The following is a 15,524-nucleotide window of genomic DNA, read 5'->3' on the forward strand; positions in this document are numbered from 1 at the left end:
GTCTCCTTAGCTTCTGTAATCAGCATTTATCTTGACATAATCATATGTGAGATCGCATCCCCAGGCTGTAGCTTCTTCATTTCCTTCATGCATATCCACAAAAACAGTTACTTCATCAGCCTTCATAATATGAAGTGCTTTATCTTCATCAAATTCAAGGGGAGTTCCTTTGTGAAAAACTTCAAGTCTACCATTCTTACTTTCAAAGAACAGCTCCACATCGTTTTGATCAAAATCAGCACCAGAATATCCCATAGCGCACAGGAATCTTCCAAAATTCGCATCGCAGCCGTAGATAGCAGCCTTTGACAGATTAGAACCTACGATGGATCTGGAAAGTGTTCTTGCATCAGCCTTGGACTTAACATTCACAACCTTTGCTTCAAAAAGCTTTGTTGCGCCTTCTCCATCAGAAGCCATCTTCTTTGCAAGGAAGGTACAAACAAAGGAAAGAGCTTCTTTGAATGTTTCATAGTCTTTTCCCTTATCCTTGATGCAGCTATTTCCTGCAAGGCCATTTGCCATGCATAGAAGCGTATCGTTTGTGGATGTGTCTCCGTCAACAGTTATCATGTTAAAAGAATCCTCAACAACGCTGCTTACTGCCTCCTGTAAAAGACTCTTTTCTATAGAAATATCAGTTGTAAGAAATGCGAGCATCGTGCACATATTAGGATGGATCATTCCTGAGCCCTTACTCATTCCTCCAAGAGTGACATTCTTTCCATCAATATCAAATGTTACTGCAATTTCCTTATTTACAGTGTCTGTGGTCATTATAGCTTTTGATGCATCTGTTCCAGCGCCTATACTCTCATCAAGCGTTTTGCTCATCATTCCAACACCAGCAACAAGCTTGTCCACAGGAAGCTGCATTCCAATAACTCCCGTAGAAGCAACTGCAACAGATGTGTATGGAACCTTAAGGCTCTCTTCTACTGCCTTAGCAGTAGCTTCGCAGGCATCAAAGCCTTCTTTGCCGGTGCAGGCATTGGCAATTCCTGAATTGATGACAACTGCATGCATTGCATCTCCAGACTTTACTATTTTCTGATCCCATTTGACACAAGCTGCTTTAACAACATTTGTTGTAAAGGTTCCTGCGCAGACACAGGGCTCTTTAGAAAAAACAAGCGCCATGTCAGTTCTGTCTTTGTACTTGATATTTGCCTCACAGCTACTTGCTGCAAATCCCTTCGCTGCAGTTACGCCGCCTTCGATAATATTCATACTCTCATCTCCCATTATTCATTAAAGATAGTAAGATTGTCCTCATTCAAAACAAAATCGTAATAGTTCATGTCGCTTCTCATAGACCATCCCATCTTTTGCCAGAACTTATTACCTATCACGTTTGTAACAAAAGCATTAAGGCACACCTTATTAATATGCTCTTCCTTTAGCTTTGATACGCAAAATTCCACCATTTTCTTGCCTATTCCATGCATTCTGTACTTTTCACTTACGCATACATGATAAAAGCAAGCTCTCCTTCCATCATGGCCGCATAAAATGGCTCCAACTATCTTTCCGTCCTCGACATCTACTGCGCTTGTTGTTGGATTTCTTTTTAAAAATCTCTCAACGCCTTCCCTGGAATCATCTATAGATCTGATGCCAAATCCATGGATTGACATCCAAAGCGAATACACTTCATCATAATCATCGATAGTCATTACACGAACCATAGTCTCACCTGCTGTCTTTCTAATTATGGGAAAAGAGGTACTATCTTAAGTCCTGTATCCTCTTTAAGACCAAACAGAATGTTCATATTCTGAACTGCCTGTCCAGCTGCGCCCTTTACCAGATTATCAATAGCGCCCATCATTATGATCCTTCCAGTGCGCTCATCGATCTTAAATCCAATATCAACATAGTTACTGCCCTCAACCCATCTGGTCTCAGGATATACACCATCACCAAGAATTCTGATGAATTCCTCATTTCCATAGTACTTTTCATATGCAGCCTTGATATCTTCTGACGTTGGAAGGCTTCCATCTTTCTTTGGCAAAAGAGTTGCATATTCCGTTGCCAGAATTCCTCTGTTCATAGGAACCAGATGAGGTGTAAAGTTTATAAGGATCTCTTTTCCCGCTGCATATCCCAGCTGCTCTTCAATCTCAGGAGTATGTCTGTGATTAGTAACTCCATAAGGCTTGCAGCTCTCATTGACTTCGCAGTACAGGTTATTTACCTTTGCGCCTCTTCCAGCTCCAGAAACACCGCTTAAGGCGTCAACTATAAGAGTTGTTGTATCTATAAGTTCCTCTTTTACAAGTGGGTATGCTGTCAATATAGAACAAGTTGTGTAGCAGCCAGGATTAGCAACAAGCCTTGCATTTTTGATCTTGTCCCTGTTTATCTCACAAAGTCCATACACTGCTTCATCTATATATTCAGGGGCCTTGTGCTCTATCTTGTACCATTTCTCATATATTGAAACATCCTTAAGTCTAAAGTCCGCTGAAAGATCAATGATCTTTACCTTACTAAGAATCTCTTCATTAACAAGGCTTGCGCACAGTCCCTGTGGTGTTGCCGTAAAGATGACATCAACTTCTTTTGCAAGCGCATCCATATTGTCATCTAGGCATTTAGCATCCACCATCTTAAAGAAGTTTCCATAAATGCTGCTGTACTTTTCATCTATGTAGCTTCTAGATCCGTACCACACAACCTCTGCATCAGGATGTCCCATAATAAGTCTTACTATTTCAGCACCTGCATAACCAGTTGCTCCAATAATCCCAACTTTGATCATTTTATTCATCCTTCCTTTATATGGAATTTTTGTAAAAACAAGCTAAAACCCTTGTATAAACAAGCTCAGTATACGACCGTAAAAAAAATAATGCAATAGCTTTTTAAATATTTATGCAGGAATTTTGTAATTTTTAAATATTTATGCATTTTTCTATTGCATTTTATGCATGAGTGTTTTATATTATGGTCAAGTGCTACTAAACGTGCACCAATAAAACAGATTATCGAAAAATAACATAAAGAAAGATGAGGAGAAATGATATGGCAAAAGAAAAGGTAATTCTAGCTTACTCTGGTGGACTTGATACAACAGCTATCATCCCATGGCTCAAGGAGAACTTCGATTATGAAGTTGTATGCGTATGCATCGACTGTGGTCAGGAAGAAGAACTTGATGGTCTTGAAGAAAGAGCTACAAGCTGCGGCGCAAGCAAGCTTTACATCTTAGATGTAGTTGATGAATTCTGCGACGAATATGTAGTTCCTTGTGTTATGGCACATGCTGTTTATGAGAATAAGTACCTTTTAGGAACATCAATGGCTCGTCCACTCATCGCAAAAAAGCTTGTTGAGATAGCAAGAAAAGAAGGCGCTGTTGCAATCTGCCACGGTGCTACAGGTAAAGGAAATGATCAGATCCGTTTTGAGCTTGGTATCAAAGCCCTTGCTCCAGATATCAAGATCATTGCTGCTTGGAGAAACGACAAGTGGACTATGGATTCTCGTGAATCTGAGATTGAATACTGCAAAGCACATGGAATCAATCTTCCATTCTCTGCTGATTCAAGCTATAGCCGTGACAGAAACCTCTGGCACATTTCTCATGAAGGTCTTGAACTTGAAGATCCTTCACAGGAGCCAAACTACAAGCATCTCTTAGTTCTTGGAAAGACCCCTGAAGACGCTCCTGACGCTCCAACAACTGTCACAATGACATTTGAAGGAGGTATCCCTAAATCAGTAAATGGCAAAGAGATGAAGGTATCTGATATCATCAGAACCCTCAATAAGCTTGGCGGAGAAAATGGTATCGGTATCGTTGATATCGTGGAAAACCGTGTAGTAGGCATGAAATCACGTGGTGTATATGAAACTCCTGGTGGAACTATTCTCTATGAGGCACATCAACAGCTTGAGGAGTTGATTTTAGACCGCGATACCTATACAATGAAGAAAGATATGGGCAACAAGTTTGCTGATATAGTTTATGAAGGGAAATGGTTCACTCCTCTTCGCGAAGCACAGCAGGCATTTATTGAGTCAACTCAGAAATATGTCACTGGTGAAGTTACCTTCAAGCTCTACAAAGGCAACATCATCAAGGCTGGAACCAAGTCTCCATATTCTCTCTACAACGAGAGCATTGCTTCATTTAAGACTGGTGATCTTTATGACCACCACGATGCAGAAGGCTTCATCAACCTCTTTGGCCTCTCATCCAAGGTTCGTGCTATGAAGATGCAGGAAGTGGAAAACAATAAGTAATCCATGAATTCACTTTTTTACATAATAATATATTTTGTAGTTGTAAATATTTTTGGGTTTGCCTTAATGGGAATTGATAAAAGGAGGGCGCGAAAAAGCGCCTTCCGCATTCCTGAGGCGACCCTTTTTTCTGTAGCAATCATAGGTGGCTCCTTAGGTTCTACTATTGGGATGTTTTTCTTTAAGCACAAGACCAAGCACTGGTACTTTAAGTTCGGTCTGCCACTTATTTTCCTTATTCAGATAGTTATTATTGTTGTTCTTTTCTTTTTACCGCTTGAGATCAGATTTATCTAAAACAACTGTGAGGTACACTTATGCATATAGCCGTATGTGATGACAACATTGCTGATAGAAAGCAAACAGAAAGATTATTAGGAAGACAGTCTGACCGTATTTTCAAAGAATCCGGTGAAAGGCTCTATATAGATTCCTATGGAAATGTGGATGCCTTCATGATCCATCCTCAGATGTACCATGGTCTTTTTGTTGACATGACATCCAGTGAAAAGAATGGCATTGAGATTGCCAGGATGCTATTAGAGCGCGGTGTGACCAAGCCGATCATTCTCTGCTCTTCTACCATTGATTACGAGCAGGAAGCCACAAAATTTGGTTTGACAGAGGAAAATATCCTTTTTCTAAATAAACCGATCAAGGTAGCTGAACTTACTGAGGTAATGGATAAGATCAAGCTCATGATGGGTGATCCTATCAAAGTTTTGGAGCTTCGCGGTCAAAAGGACACTATTTACGCCAAGGGCGATGATATCATCTGCGTAAAAAGGAAAGGCTCAGAGCTTGAGATCACTCTCACAGAAGGTAGGTCTATCTCTATCATTGCTGATATCTACAATTTCTACGATCAATGTGCCATTTTCCCACAGATCTGTCCTGTTTCAGATGCAGGTCTTATCAATATCAATCACATTGCCTCTACCTCTTTTGGCAAAGTAACTCTTGATAATGGCATGGCACTATCTATCTCACTCATTTACAGAAATTCGATCAAACAAGCAAAAGAACTCTTAAAAGAACTCCAAGAGCAGGCAAATTCTGACATGGATCAACGACATAAATAATTCATTATTCTAAGGTTTACCTGTCGATTTTATCGTGGTATCATCAGTATGTAGTATTTAATACTACGTCCAATAACATTACCTGGAGGACCTATGAGTTTTAAAATTGTAGTAGACAGCTGTTGTGATCTGCCAGCTGAATACAAAAAAGATCCTAGATTCGAAGTTGTACCGCTTATTTTACAGGTGGATGAGCACGTAATAGTAGACGATGACACTTTTGACCAGCAGGACTACCTTGCTAAGGTTGCTGCTTCTTCTGAATGTGCCAAGACTGCATGCCCATCTCCTGAATTATATATGAAAGCATTTGATTGTGACGCAGACGATATATATGTTATCACTCTTTCTTCCAAGTTAAGTGGCAGTTATAACAGTGCCCTTCTTGGCAAGAATCTTTATCTTGAAGAGATCGGTGAAAAGAACATCCACATCATTGACTCTTTATCAGCAAGTAGTGGTGAAGTAAATATTGCCTATAAGGTCGTTGATCTTGCCGAGTCAGGTCTTAAATTTGAAGATGTTGTTACTAAGATTGAAGAATATCGTGATGAAATGAGCACATTCTTTGTTTTGGATTCTCTTGAAACCCTTCGCAAGAATGGACGTCTTTCAGGCATGAAGGCTTTAGTCGCTACTACTCTCAATATCAAGCCTATCTGCTACGGCACAAATGGATCCATTGACCAGCGCGGTCAGGGAATCGGCATGAAAAAAGCCCTCGTAAAGATGGCTGACATTATTGCCGCTGAAGTAAAAAATCCAGAAGAAAAAAGAGTTATGATCGCTCATGTTAACTGCTATGAAAGAGCTTGTGTTGTCAGAGACCTTATTCTCAAAAACACTCCTTTCAAAGAAGCTGTCATCTTAGATACAGCCGGCGTTTCAACAACATATGCCGGAGATGGTGGAATTATAGTTACATACTGATCATATCGGAGAACTAAATGATCGCACTAAAAGTAAAGCAGCAAAAAGTATTTATGGCTAAGCTTCTCACAACAGAAGCTTTTGATGATTTCCTTGTAACAGAAGCCACGATAGATACCTATAACACCTTTCATATCGATGGCAAGATCAATAAAGAGTTCTATCATGACGGCGAGCTTCCAGCTACAGATTATTCTAAATGGTCTACTATCCGCCCTATCGCTTTAGAACTCATCAAAGGTAAGATAACTCCTTTAGGTTTTAAGTTTGTTCTTCAGTTAGATTCCAAGAGAAAAGAAGAACTTCTTAAAAACAGCGACGCCGATCTAAATCCTGATCAGGTAAGCCTCGGCATCAATATTCGCTTCGCAAATGGAGAAGTTATCATCACTACAGGAATCTCCTATAGCCTTTTTACTCTTGATAAAAGTGCAGAAAAGGCTTGGGATGAATATATCCCAAGCCTTTTAGATTCATATGATATTCCTAACGATATTCTATAATTATCTCAAGTATTATATTTCTGCAAGATAGCAATAAGAGCGTCATACTTTGGCTTTATCTGGTTATACTTCTCTTCATAGCCATCCATAGAGCCCGCTCTTAATATCTCTGTAAGCTCACAGACCGGAGTAATAAATCCCTTAAGTCCCAAATTGGCACCAACGCCCTTTAGAGTATGTACCGCTTTAAATGCCTCAGAAACATTACCTTCTCCAAGATACCTGGTAAGGTCATTCATACTCTGATCATTCAGAAACTTAAACATAAATTTAGCGATCAGATCTTCATTACCCATGAATCTGTCAAGGATTTCGTCCCAATCAACGCCCCATTCAATTAGTTCAGCTTTAAAACCAGCGTCCATAGCTCTCCTACTTGTTTACGACATTGTGCAAAAACGCTTAACCATGTATTAATTTTACACCATTTGGTACAACGCTTCAACATATCAATTTCAATTTAATGTGGTAAGCTTCTCAGCCTGATCAGCAGCAATAAGAGAATCTATCAGCTCATCGATATCTCCATCCATGATCTGGTCTATCTTGTAAAGAGTAAGATTGATCCTGTGATCAGTTACTCTTCCCTGATGGAAATTATAAGTTCTGATCTTCTCAGATCTGTCTCCGCTTCCTACCTGGCTTCGTCTAAGCTCTGCTTCATCGTTATGCTGCCTTGCAACTTCCATCTCATAGAGCTTGGCTCTAAGGACCTTAAGAGCCTTTGCCTTGTTTTGCTGCTGGCTCTTCTCATCCTGACAGGAAATGACGATTCCTGTAGGAAGATGCGTAAGTCTTACAGCAGAATCTGTGGTATTGACGCACTGGCCACCATTTCCTGATGCTCTAAATACATCAAATTTGCAGTCATTCATATCAATATCCACTTCTACATCTTCTACTTCTGGCATGATAGCCACAGTGATTGCAGAAGTATGTATACGTCCGCCTGACTCAGTGGCAGGTATTCTCTGAACTCTGTGAACACCGCTTTCAAACTTAAGTCTGGAATAAGCGCCGTTTCCCTTTATCATGAAGCTTACAGCCTTGATGCCACCAATACCGATATCCTCTATACTCATAGTCTCGACACGCCAATTATGTCTCTCGGCATATCTCGTGTATACCCTGTACATATCAGCTGCAAAAAGCGCTGCTTCATCTCCGCCTACGCCTGCTCTTATCTCAACAATAACGTTCTTGTCATCATTAGGATCTTTTGGTAAAAGAAGTATCTTAAGTCTTCCTTCTATCTCAGGAAGCCTGTCCTTTGCTTCAGAAAGCTCTTCTCTGAGCATTTCCTTCATATCAGGGTCTGACTCCTCATCCAACATAGAAAGAGAATCCTCTATAGTCTCTTTACACTTCTTGTATTCTGTGTAGCACTCAACAAGAGCCTCCAAGCTCTTTTGTTCCTTCATAAGGTCTCTGAACTTATTCTGATCCGAAACAACAGCAGGATCATTAAGTTCCATAGTAATATCCTCAAAACGCCTTAATATATCTTCTAATCTATCAAACATAGTCCTATCCTCGCATATTAGTATTAACTGTTACAAAAGCTACTCAGCTAATAAAAACATGCGCTTACGACTCTGTCATTACCTGCATAATCCTTAAGTACCGTAATATCATGGAACTTACCATTAGCTTCCATAAGTTCCTTAACAGCATCAGCCTGATCATATCCGATCTCAAGGAAAAGATATCCATTAGAATACAGATAATCTCCGATATTTTCTATGATTCTCCTATAGAATGTAAGCCCATCTGCATCCCCATCAAGAGCAAGTCTAGGCTCATAATCCTTTACTTCAGGAGCAAGTGTCTCAATAACATCGCTTGCGATATAAGGAGGGTTTGAAACCACTATATCAAACTTCTCTCCCTTAGCTGGGAAAAGATCTGCCTTAATGATCTCAGTCCTTTCACCAAGTCCCAGAAGTGCTGCATTTTCTGTAGCAACAGCTAAAGCAGCATCTGAAATATCAGTACATACTGCCTTGGTATCATTGGTGTAGTTCAAAAGGCTAAGGGCAATACACCCGGAACCTGTACAAAGATCTAAGACCTTCATTCCGTCTTCAAAGAATCTAAGAGCCTCTTCTACCAGTATTTCTGTGTCCTGCTCGGGAATAAGCACGTTTTCATTAACAGAAAAAGTAAGGCCCATAAAATCCCATTTTCCAAGAATATAGGCAACTGGTTCTCTCTTAGCTCTTCTTTCAATAAGTTCCTGATATCTGCTACTTTCAGCGTCAGATATCTCTCTATCTGGATGAGCGAATAAAGTGCTATGATCTGTGTTACATACGTATTCCAAAAGGAGTCGGGCATCCAACTTAGCTTCTGGAATTCCGACTCTCTCTAAAGTATCTGTTCCTTTTTCAAACAAATCCTTGTAAATCATAATTACTTACTCTTCATCAATACTAGCTGTGCTATCTTCCAGCTCGAGTTCAAGGTCATCTGTATCCTCGTCATCGTCAGAAGATGGCTCATCATCATTTAACCAACTATCATCAATTTCATAACCAAAAGAGTCCTTAAGGTACTGCTTCCAGTCAAATACAGCCTCAACAGACTTGATAGCAACCTCTATCATGCTATCATCAGGCTCCTTGGTTGTAAGCTTCTGAAGCCATAACCCTGGAGCAGAAATGAGACTGACTAAAATAAAATCTGTCCTACCTGCAAGTCTGATGATCTCATAAGAAATACCAGAAATAACAGGGATAAGTGCTATTCTAACCACTACTCTAAGTACATAAGAGTCAACTCTTATAAAGAAGAAAAGCACGATACTAACAAGCATTACGAAAAGAATAAAGCTGCTTCCACATCTTTTGTGGAGTCTTGAGCTCTTTCTGACATTTCCTACTGTAAGAGGTCTACCCTTTTCAATACAGTTGATGCATTTATGCTCAGCTCCATGATACTGGAAAAGTCTCTTGATATCTTTCATTCTGGAAATAAGAAGAATGTAAAGAATGAAGATCAAAATACGAAGAACACCCTCAAAAATAGCTACTAAAGAAGTGTTTCTTACGAACTTAGCCAATACTTCTGATAATGCATATGGAAGCACCATAAACAACGCGATGGCAAACACAAAAGATAAAAGTGTTGTAACCACCATAAGGAATGTATCCTCGTGTCCACCTGAAACCTGATCAAGTCCTTCATCAAGCTTGGATGGCTTTTCTTTTTCTTCTTCATAAAATGAAGAAGAATAATTTAATGATTTAAGTCCAAGTATAAGAGAATCAATAAAAACGAATATTCCCCTGATAAAAGGTATGTTAAGGAGCTTGCTTCCATAAGCGATACCATGGTACTCATCTATCTCCACTGCAATATCACCGTCAGGCTTTCTGACAGCAACCGCATACATATCCTTATTTCTCATCATTACACCTTCAAGAACTGCCTGTCCGCCAATTCCTGAGTAATGCTTAACTTTACGTTTTTTCATAGTCACCTCTGCATAAATAATGGAAAAAGAAAAAGGTTGAGGCCCTAGCCTCAACCTCTCTTATTCTACATTTCTATGAATTACTGGTTGTTCATGCCGTATTTCTTGTTGAACTTATCAATACGTCCACGAGCAGATGTAGCCTTCTGCTGGCCAGTATAGAATGGATGGCACTTTGAGCAGATTTCTACGTGAATCTCACTCTTTGTTGATCCAACTGTGAATGTGTTACCGCAGTTGCAAGTAACAGTGGCCTGATGGAATTCTGGCTGAATATCCTGTCTCATCTCTTCTCACCTCTCTATATACAAAGAATCTTCTTATTAACTATAGTTACCGCTGTAACAACAGCTATATCAATATAGCATTACCAGAAATAAAAGTCAAGGGTTATTTTCATTTCCTATTCAGATACTTTTTCAGCTTGTGCCTTATTCTCTGCATAGCATTATCAGTAGACTTTTCATCTCTTCCAAGAACGGCAGATATCTTTTTTACACTCATTCCCGTAATATAAAGATCTAAAACCTGTTTTTCCAGGGAACTAAGCTCCTTATCAATTGCATCTTCAAGAGCCATCAGATTTTCTTTATCAATGATCTGCTGTTCAGGTATATTGCTGGAATCCGATTCCAGGACATTTTCTAACAGTCCGGTATCGTCTTCATCACCCTCTCTGTTAGAATACAGAGAAATATAGCTATTTAATGGAGCATGCTTTTTTCTGGCAGAAGCCTGTATCGCTGAATACATCTGCCTGGAAATACATAGGTCAGCAAATGTCATAAAGCTGGCGTCTCTGCCTATATCATAATCTCTTATGGCCTTAAAAAGCCCGATCATGCCCTCCTGGATCAGATCATCACGATCTGCCCCAAGAATATACATGGATCCAGCTTTCTTTTTAACCAGATTCTTGTACTTATTCATACAATAATCGATAGCATCTGGCTCTTCGCCATCATGAATCCTTAAGATAAGCTGCTCATCTGTAATATCTTTAAACTTGTTTTCACTCATATCAATCAGTTCAGTCTCTGTCTGACAATCTCAAAAGCGAGAACTCCAGTTGCAACAGAAGCATTAAGAGAATCAATATCGCCCTTCATAGGAATTGAGGCGATCATATCACACTTTTCCTTAACAAGCCTTGAAACTCCGCTTCCTTCATTACCAATAACAAGCCCTATAGAGCCCTTGAGATTAAGCTTGTACATAGTCTCTCCGCCCATATCTGCGCAAACAAACCACATACCCTTATCCTTTAATTCCTCAATAGTCTGGGCAATATTAGTCACCTTAGCTACTGGTGTATAATTTATCGCTCCTGCTGAAGCCTTTGCCACTGTAGCAGTAAGTCCTACTGCTCTGTGCTTTGGAATGATAACTCCATGAGCACCAGCAAGGTTGGCAGTACGAATGATAGCGCCAAGATTGTGTGGATCTTCGATATTATCAAGAATAATGATAAAAGGATCCTCATTCTTATCCTTAGCCCTCTTTAGAATATCCTCCACTTCAGCATATTCATAAGAAGCAGCATAAGCAATTACGCCCTGATGCTTGCCAGTTTCAGAAAGCTGGTCAAGGCGCTCTTTTTTAACAAAGCTTATGACAGTATCCTTATGTTTCCTAGCTTCTCTTAATATAGTCTGTACAGGACCATCCTTACATCCATCAAGGATAAAGAGCCTGTCTATTGTCTTGCCTGAGCGAAAAGCTTCAAGTACGGCATTACGTCCTTCTACGATTCTGCTCTCAAAATTTTCTTCCATTGTAAATCCTCATCTTTATAGAATATCAAGCTCAAGCTTCTCAATACCAAGCTTGACCAAAGCACAGGCTCTATCCATATCATTTTTCAGATAAAGATAGCCCATTACCGCTTCAAAACCTGTAGCCTCCAAATAGTCCATAGTAGTGGCATTTTTGGCCTTGGTATGTGGCTTGGAGTTACGACCTCTTCTGTAGATATCTTTCTCATCCTCTGTAAGCTCATCCATAACTGCAGCTACAATTCTGGCCTGTGTAGGTGCCTTAACAATACTGCTGGCTCTGGTGTGAAGCTTATTGACCGCAGTATTGCCCTTGTTTACCAAAATAGACCTGATGATCACATCAAAGATAGCATCTCCGATATACGCCAGAGTCAGAGGCGAATAAGTCCTGATATCCTGGGCCTTAATATTAAACTGTCCGTTTAAATAATCATTTAAACCAGCTGCCATTTTACTCCTTCTCTTGTATCCTTGATCTCTACCCCCTTTGCAAGAAGCTCGTCACGGATAGCATCAGCTGTTGCAAAATCCTTAGCCTTTTTAGCCTCTGTTCTGCGTGCAATAGCATCAAGGATATATGCCTCAAGCTCTGGATCAACAGAAACGCCCTCTTTAAGAGCCTTTGCATGTCCAATAAGATCGAGTGAAAGAACCTTATCAAAGCTCTCAACTAATGCAAGCTTAGTTGCATCGTTAGTTTCAGCCTTGAGTGCATCATATAAAACAGTAATAGCCATAGAAGTATTAAGGTCATTGCATACAGCATCGAGGAAGCTGGCCTCAAACTTAGCCTTAACAGCCTCATCTACTGCTCCATCCTCTTTGAGTTCAGAAACTCTCTTTACAAGCTTGTTATAAACAGCTGCTACCTGGTCAAGAGCATCAAAAGAGAACTCCAAAGGCTTGCGATAATGTGACTGTAAGCAGAAAAGTCTGTAAGCAAGCGGATCATAGCCCTTTTCCTTTAATACTGATACTGTGAGAACAGCCCCCTTTGACTTACTCATCTTGCCTGCTCTGTCATTTAAGTGATTGCTGTGGAACCAGTAATTGCACCATTTATGTCCAAGGTAGCTCTCAGACTGCGCAATCTCATTGGTATGGTGAGGGAAGATATTATCTACACCGCCACAGTGAATATCAATATACTCTCCAAGATGCTTCATTGAAATGCATGAGCACTCAATGTGCCAGCCTGGATATCCTACTCCCCATGGGCTATCCCATTTAAGAGCCTGATCTTCAAACTTAGACTTTGTAAACCAGAGAACAAAGTCAGTCTTATTCTTTTTGTTTACGTCCTCTTCTACATCATCACGAACACCTATCTGCAGCTGTTCTTTTTCAACTTCAGAAGAGAAAACATAGTAATCATCGAGCTTGCTGGTATCAAAATAAACATTACCACCTGCAACATAAGCAAATCCCTTATCAAGAAGAACCTGCACCATGTTGATAAACTCAGGAATGCAGTTTGTAGCTGGCTCGATCACATCAGGACGCTTATTGCCAACAGCATCAAAGTCAGTAAAGAAAGCGTCTGTATAGAACTTTGCGATCTCCATAACAGTCTTGTGCTCTCTCTTAGCACCTGCAAGCATCTTGTCTTCACCAGTATCAGCATCAGATGAAAGGTGTCCAACATCAGTGATATTCATAACACGCTTAACATCATATCCAGCATACTCAAGTGACTTGATAAGTGCATCCTGCATGATATATGTACGGATATTTCCGATATGAGCATAGTGATAAACAGTAGGTCCGCAAGTATACATTGCTACCTTTCCTGCTTGCTTAGGAACAAAATCTTCTACCTTCCTGGATAAGGTATTATAAAAGTTAAAATCATGAGCCATTTCGTATATTTCTCCTTTACCTCTATTACTGGCATCCTCCACAGCAGCCGCCCTTTGGCTCGCCTGCCTGGAAGGTAACATTTTGAGAATGAAGTTCTATAGGACTTGTCAAAAGGCATATCGCCTGTGAGGAAATTCCCTGTCCTTCACCTGTAAAGCCAAGTCCCTCTTCTGTTGTAGCTTTAACATTGATCTGAGCCAGTTCGATACCAAGAGCATCTGCAATATTCTGTCTCATTTCATCAATGTAAGGTCTCATCTTAGGAGCCTGAGCTATTATAGTAGCATCAATATTCTCAATTAGGAATCTGTTTTCGTCAAGCATCTTCCCAACCTCTTTTAAAAGAGCTATAGAATCAGCACCTTTGTACTTTGGATCCGTATCAGGAAAGTGCTTTCCAATATCTCCAAGAGCTGCCGCTCCAAGAAGAGCATCCATTATAGCATGTAAAAGAACATCCGCATCTGAATGTCCCAAAAGTCCCTTTTCGTAAGGAATCTTAACTCCTCCGATGATAAGGTCCCTGCCTTCTACCAGACGATGTACGTCATATCCCATTCCAATATGCATAATTACCTCGCATCAAAAAACTAATATAAAAATACTACCTCATAGCATATCATCTTAAAAACAATTCCACAACAAAGGCAGTAATGCAGGCAAAACCTGCAACTGTAAGAAGGCTCTTTTTCTCAAAAGCCAAAATAAGCGCAACAGCAAAGCCGGCAATCGCTGAATATAGATGATCGGTTGCTGAAAGAATTCCCGGAAATGTCATGGCTGCCAGTGTAGCATAGGGTACGTAATACAAAAATGACTTTATAAAAGGACTCTTTATCTCTTTTCTGATAAGTGTAAGAGGCAGCGCCCTGATAAGATACGTAACACCTGCCATAAGCAGTATATAAAGATATACTCTACTCATGCTCTTCCTCCTTAACTGGCGCATAGACTGCGGCTATAGCTGCCACAAACACCGTAATGATGATAATTCTAAATCCGGAAGAAATAGCCTTTAAATATGGAGCAAATGTAAATATAGTAGACAGGGCCATAGCAGCTATTACAACCATAAGCACTGGCTTACTGGTTCTGGTATCTGGAATGATGATTGCAATAAACATTCCATATATTGCAAGTCCCAGACAGCTAATGATCCTTTGAGGCATTATCTGTCCAGCAAAGGCTCCAAGGCCTGTGCCAAGAACCCAGCCAAAAACAGAGATAAATATAAGACCATAGGAATATAATGGATAAAGCTTACCCTTTTTTAATACAGAAAGTGCAAAGATCTCATCAGTAACTCCATAGGATATTCCCAGTCTGTAGCCTGTTCCAAGCTCTGGATCAAGCTTCTGTGAAAGAGCCGTACTCATGAGCATATATCTAAGATTTATGATAAGCTGTAATATAGCCAGCTCAATAAAGCTTCCGTTTCTTGCTATGATCTCAAGTGCTGAGAACTGACCAGCACTAGTGACATTTAAAAGCGATGTCATGATAGCCTGAAATACACTCATTCCAATCTTGGAGCTTTCAATTCCAAAGGCAAAAGACACTGCGATATATCCCAGACATACTGGAATCGCATCTCTGCATCCATCCCTAAAATCTACTATTGTACCTTTTTTCATAATTTTCC

Annotated in this window: 20 protein-coding genes; 5 read left to right on the forward strand and 15 right to left on the reverse strand. The window is 40.0% G+C overall.

What is annotated here, in order from left to right; all coding sequences use genetic code 11:
• Window positions 1–6 precede the first annotated feature (6 nt).
• The 3 genes from argJ to argC are packed head-to-tail and all read right to left on the reverse strand — an operon-like array spanning window position 7 to window position 2,767.
• On the reverse strand, window positions 7–1,230 hold the full coding sequence (gene argJ, locus bhn_RS08855; RefSeq protein ID WP_071177489.1) for a bifunctional ornithine acetyltransferase/N-acetylglutamate synthase: 1,224 nt from the start codon (window positions 1,228–1,230) through the stop codon (window positions 7–9).
• 14 nt (window positions 1,231–1,244) lie between these two features.
• Entirely contained in the window at window positions 1,245–1,688 is a 444-nt protein-coding gene (locus bhn_RS08860; protein ID WP_071176355.1) for a GNAT family N-acetyltransferase, read from the reverse strand.
• A gap of 23 nt (window positions 1,689–1,711) precedes the next feature.
• Window positions 1,712–2,767: an N-acetyl-gamma-glutamyl-phosphate reductase gene (argC, locus tag bhn_RS08865; protein ID WP_083385866.1), complete on the reverse strand. Its 1,056-nt coding sequence runs from the start codon at window positions 2,765–2,767 to the stop codon at window positions 1,712–1,714.
• A gap of 263 nt (window positions 2,768–3,030) precedes the next feature.
• On the opposite strand from argC, the gene bhn_RS08870 reads away from it, so the two are divergent.
• The 5 genes from bhn_RS08870 to bhn_RS08890 all read left to right on the forward strand — a co-directional run bounded on the left by bhn_RS08870 (window position 3,031) and on the right by bhn_RS08890 (window position 6,769).
• Window positions 3,031–4,254 (forward strand): argininosuccinate synthase, encoded by a 1,224-nt coding sequence (locus bhn_RS08870; RefSeq protein ID WP_071176357.1) that lies wholly within the window; start codon window positions 3,031–3,033, stop codon window positions 4,252–4,254.
• A gap of 3 nt (window positions 4,255–4,257) precedes the next feature.
• On the forward strand, window positions 4,258–4,551 hold the full coding sequence (locus bhn_RS08875; RefSeq protein ID WP_071176358.1) for a DUF1294 domain-containing protein: 294 nt from the start codon (window positions 4,258–4,260) through the stop codon (window positions 4,549–4,551).
• A 20-nt stretch (window positions 4,552–4,571) separates the two neighbouring features.
• Entirely contained in the window at window positions 4,572–5,336 is a 765-nt protein-coding gene (locus bhn_RS08880) for a LytR/AlgR family response regulator transcription factor (RefSeq protein ID WP_071176359.1), read from the forward strand.
• Window positions 5,337–5,429: 93 nt separating this feature from the next.
• The gene (locus bhn_RS08885; protein WP_071176360.1) at window positions 5,430–6,266 is read left to right on the forward strand and encodes a DegV family protein; all 837 of its coding nucleotides are present in this window, start codon (window positions 5,430–5,432) and stop codon (window positions 6,264–6,266) included.
• A gap of 17 nt (window positions 6,267–6,283) precedes the next feature.
• Complete coding sequence (locus bhn_RS08890) at window positions 6,284–6,769, forward strand: DUF5721 family protein (protein ID WP_071176361.1); 486 nt, start codon at window positions 6,284–6,286, stop codon at window positions 6,767–6,769.
• A gap of 5 nt (window positions 6,770–6,774) precedes the next feature.
• Here the strand turns inward: bhn_RS08890 and bhn_RS08895 are convergent, their stop codons facing one another.
• The 12 genes from bhn_RS08895 to bhn_RS08950 form a co-directional block, all read right to left on the reverse strand.
• Window positions 6,775–7,134 carry an Hpt domain-containing protein gene (locus bhn_RS08895; protein WP_071176362.1) on the reverse strand — a complete coding sequence of 120 codons (360 nt, stop codon included), beginning with the start codon at window positions 7,132–7,134 and terminating at the stop codon, window positions 6,775–6,777.
• A gap of 90 nt (window positions 7,135–7,224) precedes the next feature.
• Window positions 7,225–8,292 carry a peptide chain release factor 1 gene (prfA, locus tag bhn_RS08900; RefSeq protein ID WP_071176363.1) on the reverse strand — a complete coding sequence of 356 codons (1,068 nt, stop codon included), beginning with the start codon at window positions 8,290–8,292 and terminating at the stop codon, window positions 7,225–7,227.
• Between the two features lie 47 nt (window positions 8,293–8,339).
• Complete coding sequence (gene prmC, locus bhn_RS08905) at window positions 8,340–9,179, reverse strand: peptide chain release factor N(5)-glutamine methyltransferase (RefSeq protein WP_071176364.1); 840 nt, start codon at window positions 9,177–9,179, stop codon at window positions 8,340–8,342.
• A gap of 6 nt (window positions 9,180–9,185) precedes the next feature.
• On the reverse strand, window positions 9,186–10,244 hold the full coding sequence (locus tag bhn_RS08910) for a DUF1385 domain-containing protein (protein ID WP_071176365.1): 1,059 nt from the start codon (window positions 10,242–10,244) through the stop codon (window positions 9,186–9,188).
• A gap of 80 nt (window positions 10,245–10,324) precedes the next feature.
• Window positions 10,325–10,531, reverse strand: a complete 207-nt coding sequence (gene rpmE / locus bhn_RS08915; RefSeq protein WP_026488091.1) for a 50S ribosomal protein L31 — start codon at window positions 10,529–10,531, stop codon at window positions 10,325–10,327.
• Between the two features lie 109 nt (window positions 10,532–10,640).
• Window positions 10,641–11,264, reverse strand: a complete 624-nt coding sequence (gene sigH / locus bhn_RS08920) for an RNA polymerase sporulation sigma factor SigH (RefSeq protein ID WP_071176366.1) — start codon at window positions 11,262–11,264, stop codon at window positions 10,641–10,643.
• 5 nt (window positions 11,265–11,269) lie between these two features.
• Entirely contained in the window at window positions 11,270–12,019 is a 750-nt protein-coding gene (gene rlmB, locus bhn_RS08925) for a 23S rRNA (guanosine(2251)-2'-O)-methyltransferase RlmB (RefSeq protein ID WP_071176367.1), read from the reverse strand.
• Window positions 12,020–12,034: 15 nt separating this feature from the next.
• Window positions 12,035–12,472: a Mini-ribonuclease 3 gene (locus bhn_RS08930; protein ID WP_071176368.1), complete on the reverse strand. Its 438-nt coding sequence runs from the start codon at window positions 12,470–12,472 to the stop codon at window positions 12,035–12,037.
• Complete coding sequence (cysS, locus tag bhn_RS08935; RefSeq protein WP_071176369.1) at window positions 12,457–13,881, reverse strand: cysteine--tRNA ligase; 1,425 nt, start codon at window positions 13,879–13,881, stop codon at window positions 12,457–12,459. The genes bhn_RS08930 and cysS overlap by 16 nt, the downstream gene beginning before the upstream one ends.
• 25 nt (window positions 13,882–13,906) lie before the next feature.
• Window positions 13,907–14,452, reverse strand: a complete 546-nt coding sequence (ispF, locus tag bhn_RS08940) for a 2-C-methyl-D-erythritol 2,4-cyclodiphosphate synthase (protein ID WP_071176370.1) — start codon at window positions 14,450–14,452, stop codon at window positions 13,907–13,909.
• A gap of 49 nt (window positions 14,453–14,501) precedes the next feature.
• Window positions 14,502–14,807: an AzlD domain-containing protein gene (locus tag bhn_RS08945; RefSeq protein ID WP_071176371.1), complete on the reverse strand. Its 306-nt coding sequence runs from the start codon at window positions 14,805–14,807 to the stop codon at window positions 14,502–14,504.
• Window positions 14,800–15,516, reverse strand: coding sequence for an AzlC family ABC transporter permease (locus tag bhn_RS08950; protein ID WP_071176372.1), 717 nt, complete (start codon window positions 15,514–15,516; stop codon window positions 14,800–14,802). The genes bhn_RS08945 and bhn_RS08950 overlap by 8 nt, the downstream gene beginning before the upstream one ends.
• Window positions 15,517–15,524 lie beyond the last annotated feature (8 nt).

This window comes from Butyrivibrio hungatei (genome assembly GCF_001858005.1).
Classification (GTDB): Bacteria; Bacillota; Clostridia; order Lachnospirales; family Lachnospiraceae; genus Butyrivibrio; species Butyrivibrio hungatei.